20 protein-coding genes and 1 tRNA gene are annotated in these 21,650 nt (G+C 66.1%); 16 read left to right on the top strand and 5 right to left on the bottom strand.

All coding sequences use genetic code 11. From position 1 onward, the window contains the following. Positions 1–25: 25 nt before the first annotated feature. From OLX02_RS09510 to OLX02_RS09465, 10 genes are all read left to right on the top strand, one after another. On the top strand, positions 26–1,546 hold the full coding sequence (locus OLX02_RS09510) for a peptide chain release factor 3 (protein WP_264422279.1): 1,521 nt from the start codon (positions 26–28) through the stop codon (positions 1,544–1,546). A gap of 59 nt (positions 1,547–1,605) precedes the next feature. Next, a complete protein-coding gene (locus OLX02_RS09505; RefSeq protein ID WP_264422277.1) occupies positions 1,606–2,478 on the top strand; it encodes an alpha/beta fold hydrolase in 873 nt (290 codons plus the stop codon). After that, a complete protein-coding gene (locus OLX02_RS09500) occupies positions 2,478–3,035 on the top strand; it encodes a pyridoxamine 5'-phosphate oxidase family protein (RefSeq protein ID WP_264422276.1) in 558 nt (185 codons plus the stop codon). The genes OLX02_RS09505 and OLX02_RS09500 overlap by 1 nt, the downstream gene beginning before the upstream one ends. A 13-nt stretch (positions 3,036–3,048) precedes the next feature. Beyond that, positions 3,049–3,750 carry an endonuclease/exonuclease/phosphatase family protein gene (locus OLX02_RS09495; protein ID WP_264422274.1) on the top strand — a complete coding sequence of 234 codons (702 nt, stop codon included), beginning with the start codon at positions 3,049–3,051 and terminating at the stop codon, positions 3,748–3,750. A 213-nt stretch (positions 3,751–3,963) separates the two neighbouring features. Further along, entirely contained in the window at positions 3,964–4,302 is a 339-nt protein-coding gene (locus OLX02_RS09490; protein WP_264422271.1) for a P-II family nitrogen regulator, read from the top strand. 23 nt (positions 4,303–4,325) lie between these two features. Beyond that, positions 4,326–5,741, top strand: a complete 1,416-nt coding sequence (locus OLX02_RS09485) for an ammonium transporter (protein ID WP_264422269.1) — start codon at positions 4,326–4,328, stop codon at positions 5,739–5,741. A gap of 237 nt (positions 5,742–5,978) precedes the next feature. Continuing rightward, positions 5,979–8,159 (top strand): putative bifunctional diguanylate cyclase/phosphodiesterase, encoded by a 2,181-nt coding sequence (locus OLX02_RS09480; protein ID WP_264422268.1) that lies wholly within the window; start codon positions 5,979–5,981, stop codon positions 8,157–8,159. A 58-nt stretch (positions 8,160–8,217) separates the two neighbouring features. Beyond that, positions 8,218–8,880 carry a hypothetical protein gene (locus OLX02_RS09475; protein ID WP_264422266.1) on the top strand — a complete coding sequence of 221 codons (663 nt, stop codon included), beginning with the start codon at positions 8,218–8,220 and terminating at the stop codon, positions 8,878–8,880. Positions 8,881–8,949: 69 nt separating this feature from the next. Beyond that, positions 8,950–10,089, top strand: a complete 1,140-nt coding sequence (gene hisC / locus OLX02_RS09470; RefSeq protein WP_264422265.1) for a histidinol-phosphate transaminase — start codon at positions 8,950–8,952, stop codon at positions 10,087–10,089. Continuing rightward, on the top strand, positions 10,086–11,009 hold the full coding sequence (locus OLX02_RS09465; RefSeq protein WP_264422263.1) for a prephenate/arogenate dehydrogenase family protein: 924 nt from the start codon (positions 10,086–10,088) through the stop codon (positions 11,007–11,009). The genes hisC and OLX02_RS09465 overlap by 4 nt, the downstream gene beginning before the upstream one ends. A gap of 10 nt (positions 11,010–11,019) precedes the next feature. Here OLX02_RS09465 and OLX02_RS09460 read toward each other — a convergent pair whose 3' ends face one another. From OLX02_RS09460 to ftsE, 5 genes are read right to left on the bottom strand one after another with little or no spacing between them, the layout of a single operon-like run. Continuing rightward, positions 11,020–12,291: an NRAMP family divalent metal transporter gene (locus tag OLX02_RS09460; protein WP_264422261.1), complete on the bottom strand. Its 1,272-nt coding sequence runs from the start codon at positions 12,289–12,291 to the stop codon at positions 11,020–11,022. Beyond that, complete coding sequence (locus tag OLX02_RS09455; protein ID WP_264422259.1) at positions 12,278–13,006, bottom strand: lysophospholipid acyltransferase family protein; 729 nt, start codon at positions 13,004–13,006, stop codon at positions 12,278–12,280. The genes OLX02_RS09460 and OLX02_RS09455 overlap by 14 nt, the downstream gene beginning before the upstream one ends. 7 nt (positions 13,007–13,013) lie before the next feature. Next, positions 13,014–13,562, bottom strand: coding sequence for a YdcF family protein (locus tag OLX02_RS09450; RefSeq protein WP_264422257.1), 549 nt, complete (start codon positions 13,560–13,562; stop codon positions 13,014–13,016). A gap of 10 nt (positions 13,563–13,572) precedes the next feature. Then, on the bottom strand, positions 13,573–14,505 hold the full coding sequence (locus OLX02_RS09445; protein WP_264422256.1) for a cell division protein FtsX: 933 nt from the start codon (positions 14,503–14,505) through the stop codon (positions 13,573–13,575). Next, positions 14,502–15,248: a cell division ATP-binding protein FtsE gene (ftsE, locus tag OLX02_RS09440; protein WP_264422254.1), complete on the bottom strand. Its 747-nt coding sequence runs from the start codon at positions 15,246–15,248 to the stop codon at positions 14,502–14,504. Before ftsE ends, OLX02_RS09445 begins: the two co-directional genes overlap by 4 nt. Positions 15,249–15,418: 170 nt before the next feature. On the opposite strand from ftsE, the gene OLX02_RS09435 reads away from it, so the two are divergent. The 6 genes from OLX02_RS09435 (at position 15,419) to OLX02_RS09410 (ending at position 21,645) form a co-directional block, all read left to right on the top strand. Next, positions 15,419–16,306, top strand: a complete 888-nt coding sequence (locus OLX02_RS09435) for a zinc-ribbon domain-containing protein (RefSeq protein ID WP_264422252.1) — start codon at positions 15,419–15,421, stop codon at positions 16,304–16,306. Between the two features lie 140 nt (positions 16,307–16,446). Continuing rightward, a tRNA-Leu gene (locus OLX02_RS09430) sits at positions 16,447–16,533 on the top strand. Between the two features lie 150 nt (positions 16,534–16,683). After that, entirely contained in the window at positions 16,684–17,388 is a 705-nt protein-coding gene (locus tag OLX02_RS09425) for a TetR/AcrR family transcriptional regulator (protein ID WP_264422250.1), read from the top strand. Positions 17,389–17,513: 125 nt separating this feature from the next. Then, positions 17,514–19,742, top strand: a complete 2,229-nt coding sequence (locus OLX02_RS09420) for a TonB-dependent receptor (protein WP_264422248.1) — start codon at positions 17,514–17,516, stop codon at positions 19,740–19,742. 75 nt (positions 19,743–19,817) lie between these two features. Beyond that, complete coding sequence (locus tag OLX02_RS09415; RefSeq protein WP_264422246.1) at positions 19,818–20,267, top strand: nuclear transport factor 2 family protein; 450 nt, start codon at positions 19,818–19,820, stop codon at positions 20,265–20,267. A gap of 40 nt (positions 20,268–20,307) precedes the next feature. Then, positions 20,308–21,645 carry an aromatic ring-hydroxylating oxygenase subunit alpha gene (locus OLX02_RS09410; protein ID WP_264422244.1) on the top strand — a complete coding sequence of 446 codons (1,338 nt, stop codon included), beginning with the start codon at positions 20,308–20,310 and terminating at the stop codon, positions 21,643–21,645. Positions 21,646–21,650 lie beyond the last annotated feature (5 nt).

Here is a 21,650-nt window from a genome sequence, read left to right as displayed (position 1 = left end):
CAGCCCTCGGCTAGGGGCGCATTCCATGTCCAATCGCCGTACCTTCGCCATCATTTCGCACCCCGACGCGGGTAAGACCACGCTGACCGAAAAGCTGCTGTTGCAGGGCGGCGCGATCCACCTGGCGGGTGAGGTCAAGGCGCGCGGCCAAGCGCGGCGCGCGCGGTCGGACTGGATGAAGATCGAGCAGCAGCGCGGCATTTCGGTCACGTCCTCGGTCATGACCTTCCAGAAGGACGGGATCGTCTTCAATCTGCTCGACACGCCGGGCCACGAAGACTTCTCGGAAGATACCTACCGCACGCTGACCGCAGTCGATTCGGCGATCATGGTGATCGACGCGGCCAAGGGCATCGAGCCGCAGACCCGCAAGCTGTTCGAGGTGTGCCGGTTGCGCTCGGTGCCGATCATCACCTTCGTCAACAAGGTGGACCGCGAAGGCCGCTCGGTGTTCGAGACGCTCGACGAAGTGGCCGATGCGCTCGCGCTTGACGTGGTGCCGATGTCGTGGCCGATCGGCATGGGCGGCATTTTCGAGGGCGTGCTGGACTTCGCCACGAACACCATTGCGCGCCCCGAAGGGGACAGCCGTGAATTCCTGGGCAAGCGGGAACCGGCGGTGGATATTCCCGAGGACATTGCCGACGAGATCGAGCTGGCGCAGGCCGGCTATCCCGAGTTCGATCTCGAAGCCTATCGCCACGGCGACCTGACGCCGGTCTATTTCGGATCCGCGCTCAAGAACTTCGGCGTGGCCGAACTGATCGACGCGATCGCCCGCTATGCGCCGCCGCCGCGGCCGCAATCGTCGGACCAGGGCACGATCAATCCCGAACGCGCCGACGTGACCGGTTTCATCTTCAAGGTCCAGGCCAACATGGACCCGCAGCACCGCGACCGTATCGCGTTCATGCGCATGGTCTCGGGCACTTTCAAGCGCGGCATGAAGCTGACGCCTTCGGGCCTTGGCAAGCCGATCGCGGTGCATTCGCCGATCCTGTTCTTCGCGCAGGACCGCGAGATCGCGGATACGGCGGAAGCGGGCGACATCATCGGCATTCCCAACCACGGCACGCTGCGCGTGGGCGATACGCTGTCGGAAAAGAACGACGTGCGCTTCACCGGGCTGCCCAACTTCGCGCCGGAAATCCTGCGCCGCGTGGCCCTGAAGGACCCGACCAAGACCAAGCAGCTGCGCAAGGCGCTGGACGACCTTTCCGAGGAAGGCGTGATCCAGGTGTTCTACCCGGAGATCGGCAGCCAGTGGATCGTCGGCGTGGTCGGCCAGCTTCAGCTCGACGTTCTGATCTCGCGGCTTGAGGCGGAATACAAGGTGGAGGCGGGGCTAGAAGCCTCGCCCTTCGATACCGCGCGCTGGATCAAGGGATCGGATGCGGCGATCAAGAACTTCGCCGACTTCAATCTGTCGAACCTGGCCAAGGACCGCGACGGCGATCCGGTGTTCATGGCGCGGTCTTCGTGGGACGTCAGCTATCAGCAGGAACGCAATCCGGAATTGACGTTCAGCGCCACCAAGGAAAGGTAGCCGCGACAAGGGGGGCAACCGGACTTGCACCCGCGCGCCAACGGTTGCAGGAAGCAGGGATGAACCTGCTTGGCCCCACCTCGAACACCTTCATCTCCCAGCGCCTTCGGCTGCACTATGTGGATTGGGGCAATGCGGACAAGCCGCCGCTGCTGCTGATCCACGGCGGGCGCGACCATTGCCGGTCGTGGGACTGGACGGCCGAGGCACTGCGCGAGGACTGGCACATCATCGCGCTGGATCACCGCGGCCACGGCGACAGCGAGTGGAACTCCGACGGCAACTACCGGACGATGGACCTCGTCTATGACGTGGCGCAGCTGATCCACCAGCTCGACCTCGCACCGGTGACGATCGTGTCGCATTCGTGGGGCGCGAACACGAGCCTGCGCTATGCGGGCCTGTTCCCCGAAAACGTGCGCAAGCTGGTGGCGATCGAAGGCATCTTCCCCACGCCCGAGCGCGAAGCGCTGCTGAAGAACGTGCCGTTTGCCCGCCGCGTGCGCGATTTCATCGGCGAGAAGCGCAAGGCCGCCGGCCGCCTGCCGCGCCGCTATGCCAGCCTCGAAGACGCCTATGCGCGCATGAAGAGCGAGAACCCGTACCTGACCGACGTGCAGGCCCGGCACCTCACCATCCACGGCATCAACCGCAATGAGGACGGAACTTTCAGCTGGAAGTTCGATCCCCACCTCAACGTCGATGGCGCGCCCTATGACATCAGCCTGGAGCAGCTCCACGGGCTGTGGAATGCGATTTCGTGCCCGACGCTGCTGCTGAACGGCGCGGATTCGACTGCGGGCAACCCGGAACGCGATGGGCGCATCCAGCATTTCCGCAATGCGCAGGTGGTCGAGTTCGAGAACGCGGGACACTGGCTGCACCACGACCAGTTCGACCGCTTCATCGCCACGCTGAAGGATTTTCTCTGATGGCTACCTTCACCGATCGGATCCTCCCCGACCATGAGGCGATGATCGGTGCCCAGAGCGTGTTCTTCGTCGCCACGGCCGCAGCGCAAGGGCGCATCAACCTGTCGCCCAAGGGGTATGACAGCTTTCGCGTGCTCGGACCGAACCGGGTCGCCTACCTCGACCTTGGCGGATCGGGCAACGAGACTCACGCCCATCTCGAGGCGGACGGGCGCATCACGGTGATGATGTGCAATTTCGCGCAGCCGCCATTGATCCTGCGTCTCTATGGCCACGGGCGCGCGGTGCTGCCGCAGGATGCCGACTGGGAAGAGCTGGCCGGCCATTTCGATATCCTGCCGGGCACCCGCCAGATCTTCGAGATCACCGTTGAGACCGTGCAGACCAGCTGCGGCTGGGGCGTGCCGGTCATGGAGCTTTCGGCGGAGCGGCCGACGCTGGTCAAGTACCACGCCCAGGCCGATGCGCAGGCGTGGATGACCAAGGTTTCCGGCCGCACCAGCAGCATCGACGGATTGCCGACCCGGCCGACCGACCGCTACTTCGGGCCGCAGTAGGGCACTGCACGGCGTGTCTTCGCTCTGCCTCAAGTTTGCCAGCTACAACATCCACAAGGGCGTCGGGCTGGACCGGCGGCGCGATCCCGATCGCATTCTCTCGATCCTGCGCGAGATAGATGCCGACGTGATCGCCTTGCAGGAGGCGGACCGCCGGTTCGGCAGCCGCGAGGCGGTGATCCCGCGGCAGTCGCTCGACGAACATAGCCCGTGGCAGGCGGCGGCGCCGGGGATGCGTCCGCTGAGCATGGGTTGGCACGGCAACGTGCTGCTGGTGCGTCGGGAGATCGAGATTCTCGATGTGCGCGCGGTGGCGCTGCCCACGCTCGAGCCGCGCGGCGCGGTCTGTGCCGATCTCGCCAGCGAAGGTCGGCGCTTCCGCGTGGTGGGGATGCATCTCGACCTGTCGGGACTGCGGCGCCGGCACCAGGTGCGCGCGGTGTGCGACCATGTCGCCGAGGGCGAGGCCGCGCCGGTGGTGATCATGGGCGATCTCAACGAATGGTCGCTGCGCGGCGGCGCGCTTGCGGAATTCGATCCGCATCTCACCGTGCTCAGCCCGGGCCGGAGCTTTCCCGCGCGCCGTCCGCTGGCCGAACTCGACCGCATCGTGGTGAGCCAGGAATGGGGCGTGGGGGATACGGGGGTCCACCATAGCCCGCTGTCGGCGGTGGGTTCCGACCATCTTCCGGTGTTCGCCAGCCTCACGCTCTGACCTGCGCGCTCCGGAAACGGGCAGAATGGTTGCCTAAAAATTAGGCAAATATCCCGCGGTGCCCAAGATTCGAGCGCGCTCAAGCGTTTGAACTGCCGTCCGGTTCCCATGCATCGCTGATTTGCGGCCAATTTTGAAATTGGCACGCGCCTTGCTTTTCTCCTGATGTCGGCGGGGGTTGCCCGGCTGGACAGGCCGCAAAAGGGGGCATGAATGAAATTCATCATCGCCATCATCAAGCCGTTCAAGCTCGACGAGGTGCGTGAAGCGCTGTCGGCTCTGGGCGTTGCCGGGATGACGGTGTCGGAAGTGAAGGGTTTCGGCCGGCAAAAGGGCCAGACCGAGATCTATCGCGGCGCCGAATATTCGACCAACATGCTGCCGAAGGTAAAGATCGAGATCGCTGCGAGCGACGATCTTGCCCCGCAGATTATCGAGACGATCCAGCAGGCCGCCAGCACCGAAGCGATCGGTGACGGCAAGATCTTCGTGCTCGACCTCGCCTCCGCCACGCGCATCCGCACCGGCGAAACCGGCGATACCGCGCTGTGACTTCCGACATGAGGGGAACCCATATGATCCGAAAGATGATCAGTGGCGTTGCCGGGCTGGGGCTTTCGCTCGGCGCCGCGACGACCGCTTTCGCGCAGGCGGCCGGGCCGATCAAGGCACCCACCGCCGAGCAGATGGCCACGATGGTCAACAAGGGTGACACCACCTGGATGCTTCTGTCCGCCACGCTGGTGCTGCTGATGAGCATCCCGGCGCTGGCGCTGTTTTACGGCGGCCTCGTCCGCACCAAGAATATGCTCTCGGTGCTGATGCAGGTCTTCATGATCGTCTCGGTCGCGGCCCTGTGCTGGGTCAGCTGGGGCTACTCGATGGCCTTCACCGGCGGTTCGCCTTATGTGGGCGGCCTTTCTAAGGCGTTCCTGATGGGCGTTTCGGCTTCGACCTACGCGGCCACGTTCTCGAACAACGTCTACATTCCCGAATACGCCTACATCGTGTTCCAGATGACCTTCGCCTGCATCACGCCGGCGCTGATCGTCGGTGCTTTCGCGGAACGCGTGAAGTTCACCCCGCTGATGATCTTCACCGTGCTGTGGCTGACGCTGGTCTATTTCCCGATGGCTCACATGGTGTGGTACTTCGCGGGTCCGGACTTCCTTTCGGACAACACCGCCGATGCCGGCCTGCTCTATGGCTGGGGCGCGCTGGACTTCGCCGGCGGCACCGTGGTCCACATCAACGCCGGTATCGCTGGCCTCGTCGGCTGCCTCATCATCGGCAAGCGCGTCGGTTTCGGCAAGGAAGCCACCCCGCCGCACTCGCTGACCATGACCATGATCGGCGCCTCGCTGCTGTGGGTGGGCTGGTTCGGCTTCAACGCCGGCTCCAACCTTGAAGCCAACGGCCTCGCTGCGCTGGCCTTCATCAACACCTTCGTCGCCACCGCTGCCGCCGCCGTCTCCTGGTCGCTGGTCGAGCAGTTCAAGCACGGCAAGCCGTCGATGCTGGGTGCCGCCTCGGGTGCCGTCGCCGGCCTCGTCGCCATCACTCCGGCTTCGGGCTTCGCGGCTCCGATGACCTCGATCGTCCTCGGCCTCGTCGTCTCGCCCATCTGCTTCATCTTCGTCTCGACCGTGAAGAACGCGCTCAAGTACGACGATACGCTCGATGTGTTCGGCGTGCACTGCATCGGCGGCATCGTCGGCGCCATCGGCACCGCGATCGTCGCGGACCCGGCGCTCGGCGGCCAGGGCTGGATGGACTACACCGTGTTCCCCGCCGTCGCCGGCAAGTACGACATGGCTGCCCAGCTGATCACCCAGATCAAGGCAGTGGTCCTGACGCTGGTTCTCTCGGGCGGTGTCTCCGCGATCCTCTTCTACCTCCTCGACAAGACCATCGGTCTTCGTCCGACCGAGGAAGCCGAGCGCGAAGGCCTCGACATCAACGAGCACGGCGAGCGCGCCTACAACTACTGATCACCCAGCTTGGCGGGGCCGGGGGACCTGAACCTCTCCCTCTCTCTCCCGATCCCGCCAGACGATGTTCCTCCTGCGAACAGACTAAGGCCGGAAGCGCTAGCCCGCTTCCGGCCTCTTTTCTTTGGGCTATGCAGCGCTCTGCCGAGCGCTCTTCTCGGTTAACCGCCTCTCAAGCATCTCTACGTAGGGTGCCCTATCCCCGGGAACTTTGCCGGGGCTTGCAGGGGACGGAATTTGGCCATCGGCAAGACGCGCGGCGTGTTCAGGTTTGGCGGCGAGGGCGGCGCGCGGGGCGACCGCCTCCTCGACGGCGCCAGGGCGGCCGGCCTGTGCCGGGCCTACGAGGACCTGAACCTCGGTGCCTTCTGGTCGACGGACGCGGACGGGCGGCTGACCTATCTCTCGCCAGCGGCAGAGGCTGCGCTGTGCGGCGAGCGCGATGCACGCGGCGTTCCGCTGCTTGATCTGTTCCTGCGGCCCGAAGGCGAAGGCGAGCGCACCCTGCCGTTCGTGTTCGCGCGCAAGGGGCGTTTCGAGCGGGTGATCGTGCGCAGCGACGGCGAGGATGGACGCACATTGTGGTGGTCGATCTCGGGTGAACCGCAAACCGTGCGCGGCAGTTTCGCGGGCTTCCTTGGCCATGTGCGCGACGTGACCGACGAGCGGCAGAGCGCCGAGGAAAGCTCGCATCTGGCGATGCACGATCCGCTGACGGGCCTGCTCAACCGCCGGCACATGACGCGGCTGCTGGAAAAGACGCTGACCGCCTTCGCGCTGCAGAAGCGTGCCTGCGCCACGATGCTGATCGATCTCGACCGCTTCAAGCAGGTCAACGACACGATGGGCCATGCCGTAGGCGACGCACTGCTGAAGCAGGTAGCCGAACGGCTGGTGCGCGTGGTGGGCGACAAGGAAAAGGTCAGCCGGCTGGGCGGCGACGAGTTCCAGGTGTTCCTGCCCGATACCGACGATCGCGGGCTTCTGGGCGACCTTGCCACCAAGATCATCACCAGCATTTCGCAACCCTATACGATCGAGGGTGCGCGCTGTCTGATCGGCGCCTCGGTGGGCGTGGCGGTGGCGCCTTTCGACGGGAGCGTCACCGACGAACTGGTGCGTAACGCCGATCTCGCGCTCTATGCGGCCAAGGGCAGTGGGCGCGGGCGTTTCCGATTCTTTTCGCAGGATCTGCTCAAGGCGGCGGAGGATCGCCGCGTGCTGGAGGAAGACCTGCACGACGCGCTGGCGCGGGGCGAACTGGAGCTGTTCTACCAGCCGGTGGTCCGCGCGGAGAACAACCGGGTGGTCGGGGTGGAGGCGCTGGTGCGCTGGAACCATCCCGAACTCGGCTCGATTTCGCCGGCGCGGTTCATCCCCATCGCCGAGGAATCGAACCTGATCCGGGTGATCGGCGAATGGGTGCTGCGCCGCGCCTGTGCCGATGCCACGGGCTGGCCGGGCGGCTTGCGCGTGGCGGTCAACGTTTCGCCGGTGCAGTTTGCCGACGAGGGTTTTCCCGCGATCGTCGCCAGCGCGCTGGCCTCGTCCGGGCTGCATCCGGACCGGCTCGAACTGGAAATCACCGAAGGGGTGTTCCTGCAGGAAGGCTGCACCACCGACGCCCGCTTCAATTCGCTGAAGGGGCTGGGCGTGCGGCTGGCGCTGGACGATTTCGGCACCGGCTATTCCTCGCTCGGCTACCTGAAGTCCGCGCCGTTCGACAAGATCAAGATCGACCAGTCCTTCGTGCGCGGGGCGACCGAGGACCAGTCGCGCAACCAGGCGATCATCGCGGCCATCGTCGCGCTGGCGCAGGCGCTGGACATGGAAACGACTGCCGAAGGTGTGGAAAGCTTCGACCAGTTCGACCTGATGAAGCGGCTCAATGTCACGCTGGTGCAGGGCTACATCTATAGCCGGCCGATCCCGCACGAAGAATTCCTGCGCTGCCTGGCCGAAGGCGACTGGGTGATCGAGCCGAGCGGCCCGGCCAAGCAGCGGCACTACCGCCAGGCCATGTTCCGGCGCATCGGTGCGATCCACGATAACCACTACTACCCGGTGGTGCTGCGCAACCTTTCGGTCTCGGGCGCGCTGATCGAAGGTCTGGTGGAAGTGCCGGTGGGCACCGAATTCGTGGTCGATCTGGGCGAAGGGCAGTTGGCGGTGTCCACCGTCCGCCGGTCAAGGAAGAGCCAGCAGGGCGTGGAGTTCGAGCACGCGCTGGTGAGCGACGGCAACGGCGGGCTGTGCACGCGGCACCGTGTGTCGCCCTATCAGCTCGCCGCCGCAGGCCTGCCGCAAGGCGGGGGGCAGGAAGGGCCGACGATGCTTGGGCGCGGCGAGGATGGCAAGATCACCATGCCGGCGTTCGTGATGTCGAGCGATTGGAAGGGCTCGGGCGCGCCGGGCTGACCCCGCGCGCCGACGGGCCGACCTATCGCGCCTGGCGCGGAATGGGCACAGTGCGGCCATGCGATTCGCCGTCCTGTTCGTGCCCCTTCTCGCGCTCGCCGCGCCGGCGCTGGCCAAAGCGCGCAAACCGGCACCTGCGGTCGCGGCGCAGGCCACCCCGATCGATCTGACCGGCCGTTACCGCGTGGATCAAGGGCCGGACGTCGCGGGCGATCTCGTGCTGACCGCTGATCGCCATTTCGAATACCGGCTGGCCGCTGGCGCGCTGGACGAGGAAGCTTCGGGCACATGGGCGTTCGTGGGCGGGCGCACTTGCCTGACGACCACGCCGAAGCCGGTGCCGCCGGTGTGGCAGGCGGTGCCGGCCACCAAGGGACCGACGGTGCGCGTGGTCTGGCCGGGCGGAGAGGGCATCTCCGGCGTCGGCGTTCGCATCGGGTTCGATAGCGGTGAACTGGATGGCGGCTATACGCTGGAGGACGGCTGGTCGCTGCCGCCCGGCGAACATCGCATGCCGCGCTGGGTGGAGCTGGAAGAACCGGTCCACGATCTGGTGTCGCCGCGCTTCACCTTCGGCGGATCGTCGCGGCTGGTGGTGACGCTGGTGCCCAACGATCTGGGCAAAGTCGATTTCGACGGCGCCTGCATCGATCTGGAGGGAACGGGGCTGCTGCTGCATCGGGGCGAGGGCGTCATGCGGTTCTACCGCTTCGATCCCTGATCCCTTCGCACGATACGCCGCACCCGGCTGTTTCCTTGCTCGCCCAAGACGGCTAAGGCGCGCGCCATCATGCAAGACGCGCAAACCCCCTCCCAAACCCCTTCGCTCGACCGGCCGCTGCCCAAGGACTGGATCCTTGGCATCCACGCCTATGTGCCCGGCAAGTCGGCGGGGAAGGACGGGCGGCCGCTGACCAAGCTTTCCGCGAACGAAAATCCGCTCGGCACCAGCGCGCTGGCGCTTGCCGCGCGCGCCGGGGCAGGCGATCCTTCGCGCTATCCCGATCCCGACAGCAAGGATCTGCGCGCTGCGCTCGGCGCGCTGCACCACATTCCGATGGACCGGATCGTGATGGGCACCGGGTCGGACGAACTGCTGAACCTTGCCGCGCAGGCTTTCGCCGGCGTGGGCGACGAAGTGCTTTACGTGCGCTACGGCTTTTCGGTCTACGACATCGCCGCGCGCCGCTGCGGGGCGACCCCTGTGATCGCGCCTGACAGCGACTACGGCACCGATGTCGATGCGCTGCTGGCCTGCGTGACCGAACGTACGCGCGTGGTGTTCCTGGCCAATCCCAACAACCCCACCGGCAGCTACATCGACCGGCAAGAGATCGCCCGGTTGCATCGCGGCCTGCGCCCGGACGTGCTGTTGGTGCTCGATCAGGCCTATGCCGAATATGTCGAGCCGAACGAGGACGACGGCGCGCTGGCGCTGGCGCTGGCGGAGACGGCGCGCAATGTGCTGGTGACGCGAACCTTTTCCAAGATCTACGGGCTGGCGGGCGAGCGCATTGGCTGGGCCACCGGCGATGCCGCGCTGGTCGACATGCTCAACCGGATTCGCGGGCCGTTCAACGTCTCGCTGAGCGGGCAGGCGGCGGCGGTCGCGGCGGTGGCCGATCAGGACTTCGTGCGGGAATCGCGCCGCCACAACAACGCCGAGCGCGCGCGCTTCGTGGCCGCGCTCGATGCGCTGGGCAACCACGGCGTGCGCCCGCTGCCGAGCAAGGCGAACTTCGTGCTGATCGAGTTTTCCGGCGCGTTGACGGCAGAGGCTGCCTACAACGGACTGATGGAGCATGGCTACATCACGCGCTGGCTTCCGGGGCAGGGGCTGCCGCAGTGCCTGCGCATCACCATCGGCACCGCGCAGCAGATGGACGAGATCGCCGCCGCGCTGCGCACCATGTGCGACGCCGCGAAATGAGCGCCGGGTTCCGTCATGTCGCGGTGATCGGCCTGGGTCTGCTGGGCGGTTCCGTCGCCCGCGCGGTGGGGCAATATCTGCCCGATGCGGTCACGACCGGTTACGATGCAAGCCCCGAAGTGCGGGCGCGGGCGCGCGAACTGGGCCTTGCCGACACCATCGCCGAGACGCCGGGCGAAGCCGTGGCGCAGGCCGATCTGGTCGTGCTGTGCGTGCCAGTGGGGGCGATGGGACCCGCAGCGCGCGCGCTTGCGGCGGACCTGCCGGCCGGCGCGCTCGTCACCGATGTCGGGTCCAGCAAGGCCAGCGTGATGCGCGCGCTGACGGAAGCGCTGCCCGATCATGCGGTCATCCCCGCCCACCCCGTCGCGGGGACCGAGCAGAGCGGGCCGGACGCGGGCTTTGCTACGCTGTTCCGCAACCGCTGGTGCATCGTGACCCCGCCGGCCGATGCCGATCCGGCGCGGGTGGCCGACCTCGTCGCATTCTGGGAAGCGCTGGGCGCGCGGGTCGAGACGATGGACGCGGAGCACCACGACCTTGTCCTGGCCGTGACCAGCCACCTGCCGCACCTCATCGCCTATACCATCGTGGGCACGGCTTCCGATCTGGAGGAAGTGACGCAGAGCGAGGTCATCAAGTATTCGGCCGGCGGGTTCCGCGATTTCACCCGCATCGCCGCATCCGATCCGACGATGTGGCGCGACGTGTTCCTGAGCAACCGCGACGCGGTGCTCGAAATGCTCCAGCGTTTCACCGAGGACCTGACCGGATTGCAGAAGGCGATCCGCAAGGGCGACGGGGACACCCTGTTCGAGCATTTCGCCCGCACCCGCGCGATCCGGCGCGGGATCATCGAGATGGGCCAGGACGACGCGCGGCCCGACTTCGGCCGCAGCGACCACAACGGCGCGCGCTAGCAATCGGCGGCTAGATCACGAAGAACATCACCGCGACCCCCGCCATCACTGCGGTCGAAAGCCATCCGCCGAAAGCGAGGCGCGGGCCGATCACCATGTTGCCCATGGCGCGGCGATTGCGCGCGATGAGCATGGTCACGGCCATCAGCGGCGGCGCGAGCAGGCCGTTGACCACTGCCGACCAGTAGAGCGCCTTCATCGGATTCACGTCGAGCAGGTTCATGGCCACCCCGGCCAGCGTGGCCAGCGTGATCACCGCGTAAAATGCCTTGGCCTCGCGCGGGCGGCGACCAAGCCCCTCTCGCCAGCCGAAACTTTCGGTCACGGCATAGGCGGCGGAACCTGCCAGCACCGGCACCGCCAGCAGTCCGGTGCTGATGATGCCCAGCGCAAACAGCATGAAGGCGAAATCCCCGGAGATGGGGCGCAGCGCGGTCGCGGCCTCCACCGCGCTTTCGATCTGGAAGATTCCCTGCTGGTGCAGGGTGGCGGCGGTCGCGATGACGATGAAGATCGCGGTCAGGTTGGAAAAGCCCATGCCCACCAGCGTATCGGTGCGGATACGGCGCAGTTCAGCGCCCGCGGTGCGCGGCGAGACGCAGAGCGGCTTGGTGTGGCGGCGTTCCTGCTCCTCCACTTCCTGCGCTGCCTGCCAGAAGAACAGGTAGGGGCTGATCGTGGTGCCCAGCACCGCCACCAGCGCCGTGACGTGGTCCTTGTCGAAGGTGAAGGTCGGAATGATGGCGCCGAGCGCGGCGGCGCGCCAGTCCACGGCGGCCACCGCCGCGACCGCGAAATACGACAGCAGCGACAGGGTGGCCCACTTGAGGATGGAGGCATAGCGTTCGTAGCTGACCAGCACTTCGAGCGCGATGCTGGCAAGGCCGAACACCAGGATCACGATCATGTCGTCGCCCGGCAGGAACAGGCCCACCGCAGCGCCCATCGCGCCCAGATCGGCGCCGAGGTTGATGACGTTGGCGACAAGCAGCAGCATCACGATGAAGTGCAGCAGGGGCCGCGGGTAATGCTCCTTGAGATTGCGCGCGATGCCCTTGCCGGTCGAGGCGCCGACTTGCGCGCACACCGCCTGGATGGCGGCCATCAGTGGGAAGCTGAACAGCAGTGCCCATGACATGGCATAGCCGAATTGGGCGCCGACCTGGCTGTAAGTGGCAATGCCCGAGGGATCGTCGTCGGCCGCGCCGGTGACAAGGCCGGGGCCCAGCACTTCGAGCGCGGGACGGCGCCCGTCGGGTGCCGTGTCGTCAGGTCGGGCCATCGCCGGGTCCGTTCAGGGCGTTGATCGCAGCATGGACGCGGGCCTCGATTTCGGCGCGGGGCAGGCCGGGAGGAATCTCCTCCCCGAAGCGGTAGTGTACCGTGCCCGCGTGCTTCCAGCGCCGATGATAGAGCCGTCCGCTGTCGACCGCGACGGGAATGACCGGCAGGCCCAGCAGCTTGTAGATCCCGGCGAACCCGGCCTGGAGCGGCGGTTGCTGGCCGACCGGCACGCGCGTGCCTTCGGGGAAGATCACCAGAGGCCGCCCATCGGCCACGAGTTCGCGTGCCTGCTTGAGCATCGAGCGCAACGCCTTTGCGCCTGCTTCGCGCTCCACGCCGATCAGGCCATAGCGCCTGCCTGCCGCGCCCCACAAAGGGATGCTGAGCAGCTCCATCTTGGCGAAGACCACCGGCAGCCGGTATTGGCGGGGCAGGTCGATAGCCTCGAAGAAGGACTGGTGCTTGACCGCATAGAGAACCCCGGTGCGCGGCACGAAGCCTTCGCACGCCACCCGGATGCCCAGCAGCCACCGCGCGCACAAGCGGTGATAGGCGGACCACCCGCGCACCACGACACGGAATGCGGGCCGCGATACGGGCGCCAGCACGCTCGTCATGATCACGAAGCCGATGCTGCCAAGGTAGAACGCCGCATAGAAGGCGATGCTGCGCAGCACGTCGAAAGGCGTGTTGGAACGGTTCCGGCGGTTCATGGGGATCCTACCAGCCTGCCGCCCACGCGATGGTCCGGGCGATCAGCTTGTTGTATTCGAGGAACAGGGTCTTGAGGCTGGGGCGCGAGCGCACCGCGTCCTCGACGATGACGAGATCCTTGGGCGCGGCGATGGCAAGGTCGAGCGCGGCCCGGCGCATATGCCAGTCGGTGGTGACGAGCCTTACCGATTCGATCTTCTGCGATGCGATCCAGCGGGCCGCCTCTTGCGCGTTGGAGCGGGTATCGACGCTTTCGTAACCGAGCGTGACGCAGCAGGCGAGCAGGCGCGGTCCGACATCGTATTCGGCCGCGAATTCGTGCGGGCGCACTTCGGTATCCACGCCGGCGACGAGCAGCTTCTTCGCCTGCCCCTGCCGCAGGACCTCGATGGCGCGGGGGATGCGCCCGCCGCCGCCCGTCAGCGCGATCACGCCATCGGTCTTTCTGTCGCCCGCGGGCTGGGGCAGGAACAACGCAAACCACAGGAAGCCGAGCGCCCAGATCAGGAGCACGGCCGACACGAGGCGGCGCAGCAGGCCGGGGGGCTTCCTCATGCGGCGGCCCTCACAGCATCTTCCGGAGCGCGGCGAGCACCGTCAGCCGTGCGGTCAGCACCGCAAGCGCCACGCCCAGCATCGGGATGGCGGCGAGCAGCAGCCAGTCGCTCCAGCCGAGCGCTGCCGCGCCCATCATGCCCGAGCCGAGCGGCGCGAACTGGCGCCCCAGCATGAAGATGGTGGCAAGGCCCAGCAGCAGCCCGGCCATGCCGCCCGCCGCCGCATCGACTGCCATGCCGCGCTGGAATACGCGTGCGATCTGGCGGTCGGTGCCGCCCAGCATATGGACGATCTCGATGGTTTCGCGGTGGTTGCCCAGTGCATTCCGCGATGCCAGCAGCACCGAGGCGACCGTCGCGAGCGCGAGCAGCGCGATCAGGCCGCCGGCCAGCCATTGCAGCGCGCCGATCGCTGCGAACACGGGAGCGAGCCAGCCGGCCTGCGCATCCACGCGCGCGGCCGGGGCCACCGGGATGATCCGGGCGCGCAGCGCGGCGATGCGGTCGCGCCCCGCCGGACCGGACAGGCGCACGTCGATGAGGGCAGGGATCGGCAGCGCCTCGATGTCGTCGCCGGGGCGCGTGCCCAGCCACGGTTCGACCAGCGCTTCGAGATCGCTTTGCGCCACGCGGTGGACGGCGGCGACGCCGACCATGCCCTTCAGCGCGGCCACGGCGGCATCGGCCTGGCGGTTCCGCTCGGCCGGCGCTGCGGAAACGATCTGCACGGTGACACCGCCTTCGAGATCGGCGCTGGCGGCCCGGGCGGCGTTGCGCAGGGCAAGCCCGCTGCCTGCGGCGACGATGGTCAGAGCGATCATGATCGCGATCACCCACGGCATCGGGCCGGAAAGATGCCCCTGCGGCAGCAGCCGGACATCGCCGTTGGCGCGGTTGCGCCACGCGGCAAGGCCCGGAATGCGCGAGGCGAGCGCGGTCATCGCGCAGTCGCTTCGGCGGGGGAGGGCGAGGCTGCGCGGCGGGGCGGGTAGCGCAGGGCGCCGGTCGGATCGGCCAGTCGTCCCTTGTCCAGCCGCATGATGAGCGATTCCGGAACATCGCGGATCAGGTGCAGGTCGTGCGTGGCGACGACGACGGTGGTGCCCAGCCGGTTGAGGCTTTCGAACAGGCGCAGCAGCTTGAGGGCCATTTCGGGATCGACGTTGCCGGTCGGTTCGTCTGCCACCAGCATATCGGGCCGCGCGATCACCGCGCGGGCGATGGCGACGCGCTGCTGTTCGCCGCCGGACAGCGTCGCCGGGCGCGCATGGCGCCGGTCGCCCAGCCCGACCCAGTCGAGCATGTCGGCCACCGGGCGCGCGATCTCGCGCTCGCTTACCCCGGCCACGCGCAGCGGCAGCGCCACGTTGTCAAACGCGGAAAGATGCGGGACGAGGCGGAAATCCTGGAACACCACGCCGATCCGGCGGCGGAAGCCGGGCAGGCGTTCGCGCGGCAAGGTGATGGCATCGGTGCCGAACATCCGGATCAGCCCGCGCGACGGCCTCTGTGAAAGGTACAGCAGCTTCAGCAGGCTGGTCTTGCCCGCGCCGCTTGCCCCCGTGAGGAAATAGAAGCTGCCGGGGTAGAGCGTGAACGAAATGTCGGTCAGCACCTCTTTCCCGGTGCCGTAGCGCAGCCCGACGTTGTCGAACTGGACGATTTCGGCATCGGGCTTGCTCATGAGGCGAAAGGCGGGTCCCGTGGATTCGCGCCTGAGCATGGCCCGGAGCGAACAGTTGTGTCGTTCGCATCGCTATAGGCGTCAATCCATGTGGAAAAAAGGCTGCGGAAGCATTTCTCCCCCTTTACGGCTATTGTTTATATCCCATGCGACATGCTTAGACCGCAGGCATGATCATCGCCTGTCCCGCTTGTTCGACGCGCTATGTCGTTCCCGACAGTGCGATCGGTGTGGAAGGCCGGACCGTGCGCTGCGCGAAGTGCCGGCACAGCTGGTACCAGCACGGCCCCGAACTGCCCCAGCGCGAGGACGCCGTTCTTGCGGTGAAGCCCGCGTCTGTCGCGGCATCGCAGCAGGCCGCGGTTCATGCGGCGGTTTCCGAGACCGCAGCGCCCGTTGCCGAGCCTCGGCCCGCGCCGCCCCCGCCTGCTCCGCCGCCACCGGCCCCATCGGCCGAGCCAGTGATGGAGGCGCCTGCCGCGCCGGCCCAGCGTGCGGCCACGGTCTATGGCGACGACGACCTGCCCGCTCCGCCCAACGTGCCGCGCGGGATGGGGCTTGGTGCCGGCAAGGAGGATGATTTCGCCTCCGCTCCTTCCAGCTTCGAGCACGAGCCGCCGTTCCGTCCGCGCCGCAATACCACGAAGTTGTGGACGGCCGCTGCGGTGGCCTTCGCCCTGCTCGTCGCTGCCCTGATCGGCCTGGTCTCGTGGTTTGGCCTGCCCGACTGGCTGCCTGTCGCGCACTCGACCTTCGGGCCCACCCGCCCGGATCTGGAACTGTCGTTTCCCGCCGAGCGGCAGGACCGCCGCACTCTTCCCAACGGCACAGAGTATTTCGGTGCCAGCGGCACGGTGACGAATGTCGGCAAGGAAGTGCGCGAACTGCCGCCGATCCTGATCGTCCTGCGCGATGGCAAGGACCGGGTGGTCTACACGTGGGACGTCACGCCGCCGCGGGAATCGCTCAAGCCGGGCGAGAGCGTCACGATCAACGAAGCCGTCACCGATGTTCCCAAGACCGCCAAGGTCGCGGAAATCGGCTGGAAGCCGGACTGATTGCGCGCGTCAGGGCGCGCAGACGAAAAAATCGTGCCGATGGCTGTTGCGTGCCCCAAAGTCCTTTGCTAGGGGCGCCCTCCTACCCCGACGGGTCGCCCGCTTCCGGTTTTGTGAAGCACTGGCATCCCGTACGATTTGCGGTCGTGGCGGAATTGGTAGACGCGCAACGTTGAGGTCGTTGTGGGCGAAAGCCCGTGGAAGTTCGAGTCTTCTCGACCGCACCAGACAATCCAATCAAAAAAGTGATTTTGCCTTCGGGCACCCTCCTGCCACCGGTGGGCTGGTCTGCGGCAGTCTGCGCCGATCCCGCGCCGGATGCAGGGGTGTCTAGCGGGCACTTGCCACAACGCTGCTGCCGCATATGAGCATTGCCCATGACCGCAACCGCATTGCCCCTGCCAGAAGCTGGACCTCAGGCGCGTCCCAAGAAGCTGACGTCGAAGGGGCTGCGAACCCGCTCCGCCATTCTGGACGCCGCTGAACGCCAATTTGCCGAGCGCGGCTTCGAAGGTGTCTCGCTGCGCCAGATCATGGACGAAGCCCATGTCCAGATGGGGCAGGTGCAGTACTATTTCCCGACCAAGGAGGAGGTGTTCGCCTCTGTGCTGGAGCGGCGGCTGGAGGCCGTTTGCGCGGGATATGCAGAGGCGATGGCGCATCTGGATGCGCTGGCGGCCGCAGGAAAAGCCGATTTGCGCGCGGCAATTCGCGCGGTGACATCGGTTTCGCGGACATGGCTTTCGGGCGCCGACGTGGGGCGTCACCGGTATTTGCGTATGCTGGCGCTCAGCACCATGAGCTTTGACCAGCCCGACTACGTGCGTCGCCATGGCGAGGCATTTCGCCCGCTGAACGAGCGCGTCGTTGCCGCAATGGCGGCCTGTTTCCCCAATGCCGACGAAGCGCGGGTGAGGGCGGCCTATCACCTGATCGAAGCGAATCTGCTGTCGGTCTATGTCAATATCGACGCGATGCTGCGCCGGTCCGCCATCGCTCGCACCGAAGCCGCGGTGGGCGCGCTTTACGACGATCTGGAGGATTTCCTGCACGGCGGAGTCGAGCGCATGATCGGGTGCTGAGCGGCCCCTATCAGAATCGGCAGTTCCTCACTCTCTCTTTTATAGTGCAATCGCACTAATAACTCGCGGCGGCGATGTGCGATGACGCACAGCCGGTCCGCGTTGTTGAAAGGGAGAGGCATATCGTGACCACACGCGTTTTCGCGCGCGCCGCGCTGACGGCATCGACGGCGATGATCGGAGCATTCCTGGGGACGAGCGCCGCGCACGCGCAGGATGCGCCGCAGGCTGCATCGGGCGGCGGCGTCGAGGAAATCGTCGTGACCGCACAGAAGCGGGCGGAAAACCTTCAGAGGGTGCCGATCGCGGTTACCTCGGTCAGCGGCGCCGCGCTGGAGCGCGCGCAGGTGAAGGACATCCAGGGCCTCGCCAACTCGATTCCGAACGTCCAGATCAACAGCTTCTCGAACTCGCCGGATTCGGCAGTGTTCACCATTCGCGGCGTCGGCGTGAACGATGCCGACCCCTATGTCGGCACGACCGTGTCGGTGGTGGTCGATGGCGTGCCCGTGGGCGTCAACACCGGCGCGCTGCTTTCGCTGTTCGACATCGAGCGGGTGGAAATCCTGCGCGGGCCGCAGGGCACGCTGTTCGGTGCCAACACCACCGGCGGCGTCGTCAACGTGGTCACCAAGCAGCCCACCGGCCAGTTCGGCGGCGAGGCGCAGGTCGTCTATGGCAACTACAACCGGCTTGATCTCAACGCCGCGATGAATTTCCCCATCGCCGAGGGCCTCGCGGGCAAGGTTTCGGTGCTGCACACCGGCTCCGACGGGTTCTTCCGCAGCTATTCGGACGGCCACCGCATCGGCAAGCGCGACATGACCGCGCTGCGCGGCTACCTGAAGTACACCTCGGGCGGCTATGACGCGACGCTGATCGGCGAGTACGACCGCACCCGCAACGGATCGCAGACGGGCGTGCTGATCGCCAATCCCGGTGACCTGTTCTACCAGCCGGGCGAGACCGGATCGGGCTTCAATTTCAAGCGCGGCCTCAGCAGCGACCAGCCCGACTACAACAACCGCAACAGCTACAGCGCGACGCTGACGCAGAACCTTGAAACGGGCGTGGGCAAGCTGGTGTCGATCTCCAGCTACCGCAAGTACGACAACGATCTCTACAGCGACGACGACGGCGTCACCGCCGTCCTGCTGCAGACCCATCGCCTGTCGAACCAGCACCAGTTCTCGCAGGAACTGCGCCTGCACAGCGATCTGACCGACCGCATCAAGATGGTGCTGGGCGGCTTCTATTTCGATCAGGAATACGACCTGCAGCAGGGCACCAAGCTCGACGGGTTCCTCAAGGGTCTCGGCCAGCCGCAGAGCCAGCATCAGAAGAACTGGTCGATTTCGGGCTTTGCCCAGCTCTACGGCCAGCTGACCGACACGCTGCGCATCCAGGGTGGCATCCGCTTCAGCCACGAAAAGACCAGCGCCGTCTCGACCACGGCTAATTCGTTCACCACGGTTGCAGGCGGCTATTCGAACTTCGGCGATCCGGTCATCAACGGCTCGTTCATTCGTGCGGCCGGCGCCAAGTCCTGGAACAACGTGGGCTACAAGGTCGGCATCGACTGGCAGGCGACCCCGGACGTGCTGCTCTACGGCTACTATGCGCGCGGCTTCAAGTCGGGCGGCTTCACCGGTCGTATCGCGCGTGCGGAAGACATCGGGCCGTTCAACCCCGAGCACCTCGATACTTTCGAGGCGGGCGTGAAGGCTGACCTGCTCGACCGTCACCTGCGCCTGAACCTTGCCGGTTTCTACAACGTCTACAAGGACATGCAGGTCACGCAGAACCTGACGTACCTCGATGGCAAGAACTCGGCAGCGATCCGCAACGCGGGCGGCGCGCGGACCAATGGCTTCGAACTCGAAGCCACCGTGGTCCCGGTCGAAGGCATTACGCTGAACGGCGCTGTCGCCTATCTCGATGCCTACTACACCAAGTACGATACCTTCGTGCTGGATGCGGGCGGCAACACCGTGGCGGTCAGCTATGCCGGCAACCGCCTGATGAACGCGCCGAAGTGGAACGCCTCGGCAGGCTTCACGGTCAAGCAGCCGGTGGGTTCGGGCAATGTCACCGCGACGGGCCAGTATACCTACACCAGCAGCAAATACACTGCCTTCACCGACCGCCCGACCGAACTGGTCACGCCGGTCAACCTCGTCAACGCGACGCTGTCCTGGTCGCCCGAGGGTGAGGCCTGGTCGATCGGTGCATGGGGCCGCAACCTGTTCAATGAAAAGTACTACGGCCAGAAGCTGACTCTCGTGGGCATCGGTACGCTCGCCTCTGTGGGCAACCCGCGCGAATACGGCCTGGACTTCAAGGTGCGCTGGTAACGGCGCCGGCCGGCCGCGCCTCCCTCCGGTTGCGGCCGGCCCTTTCCCCTACCCGATCAACAAGGATCGACCGACATGATCGCTATTCCGCTTGAAGAACGCGTGGCCCTGCAGGATCTCATGACCGCCTATTGCTATGCGGTCGACAAACTGGCCGACGTTGACGTGCTGCTGGACCTGTTCACCGAAGACGCCGTGCTGGATTTTACCCGCATCGGCCTGCCCGAGATGAACGGACGAGCCGAGATCAAGGCCTTCTTCGATGGCGTCTTCGCCGACATGAGCCACCACGCGCACTACATCACGAACTTCCGTCCGGTGCATTACGACGGCAAGCACGCCGCAATGACCGCCTATGTCATCGGCCTTGGCCGGTCGAAGGACGGCAACAGCGTGGAAGTGAACGTGCAATACACGTTCGAGGCAGTGAAGCAGGCCGACGGTGCATGGAAGTGCGCGCGCTATTCCATGTTCTCGATGATGCCGCTGCCCGGTTCGCTCGCCGAGATCCACGGCGAACGCTGATCGCCTGCCCAGACGTCGTCCCCGATCCCAGGAGGCCCCGATGACCACCACCGCCGATGCTCGCCCGACTTATCCCGTCCATCCCGGCGCGCGCGTTCCCGCCGCCCGCGGGGACGCCATCACCGGAGACCGCTACTGGTCGAAGGATTTCGCGGCCCGTGAATGGGAGCATATGTGGAAGAAGGTCTGGCATGTCGGCGGCCGGGTCAGCCAGCTGGAAGAGCCGGGCGACTTCATCGTCCACGATTTCCTCCACGAATCCGTGATGATGGTGAAGCAGCGCGATGGTTCGATCCGCGCGTTCTTCAATGTCTGCATGCATCGCGGAAACCGGCTGGTCACCGTGGCCGAGGGCGGCGTTTCGGACGCTTTCTCGTGCCCCTATCACGGCTGGAAGTGGGGCATCGACGGCAAGCTGGACTGGGTGCAGGACCCCGAGGATTTCCCTCAGGGCAACCCCTGCGGCAAGCTGAAGCTGAAGGAATTGCGGTGCGAGACGTGGGGGGGCTTCATCTTCTGGAGCTTCGATCCGGACGCCAAGCCGCTGCTTGAATATCTCGATCCGATCCCCGCGCTGTTCGCCAACCGTGATCTTGAAAACTACACCCGCGTGGTGTGGCGCACGTTGCGCGTCAAAACCAACTGGAAGTTCGCTTCGGACAACTTCAACGAGGCCTACCACATCCCGGTGGTGCATCCGCAGTTCCAGCCGATGATCGACGATCACTACTCGACCACGATCTTCGAGATGTACCCCAACGGGCACAACCGCATGATCGAAAAGCTCCAGCCATCGAGCCGCTACCCCGACGCGCAGCAGGTCAAGCCGTTGTGGGCCGAAGTGCTGAAGGAATGGGAGATCGATCCCGCCGATTTCGAAGGCCGCGCGCAGGAAGGACGGCTGGCCCTGCAGGAGGCGCGGCGCCGGCTGGGGCCGGGCCGCGGGCACGAGCATTTCGCAAAGCTTACGGACGATGAGCTGACCGACCAGATGCACCACACCTGCTTCCCCAACCTGACGCTGACCGCGACGCCGGAAGGGCTGCACGTGTTCCGCACCGAACCCGATGCGGAAGATCCCAACTGGTCGACCTTCGACTACTGGTATCTGGTGCCGCAGGTGCGCGGTGCAGACGAAGTGGCCACGCTGTACGGGATGCGTCCCTACCGCGAAGCCGCGCACGAGGCTGGCACGTTCGGCGATTACCAGGCGACGATCGCGCAGGGCGATTTCCTCGCGCAGGATCTGTCGCTGGCCGAAACGCAGCAGAAGGGCCTGCGCTCCATGGCGTTCGGCGATTGCTACCTTGCCGGGCAGGAGACGCGCGTGCGCCGCTTCCACGAAGTGATCAACGACTACCTCGAAGGGCGCCGTTGAGCGCC

The organism is Novosphingobium sp. KCTC 2891 (genome assembly GCF_025938155.1).
Taxonomy (GTDB): Bacteria; Pseudomonadota; Alphaproteobacteria; order Sphingomonadales; family Sphingomonadaceae; genus Novosphingobium.
The sequence above is the reverse complement of the archived record's forward strand: the minus strand, read 5'-3'. Positions and strand labels throughout refer to the sequence as shown.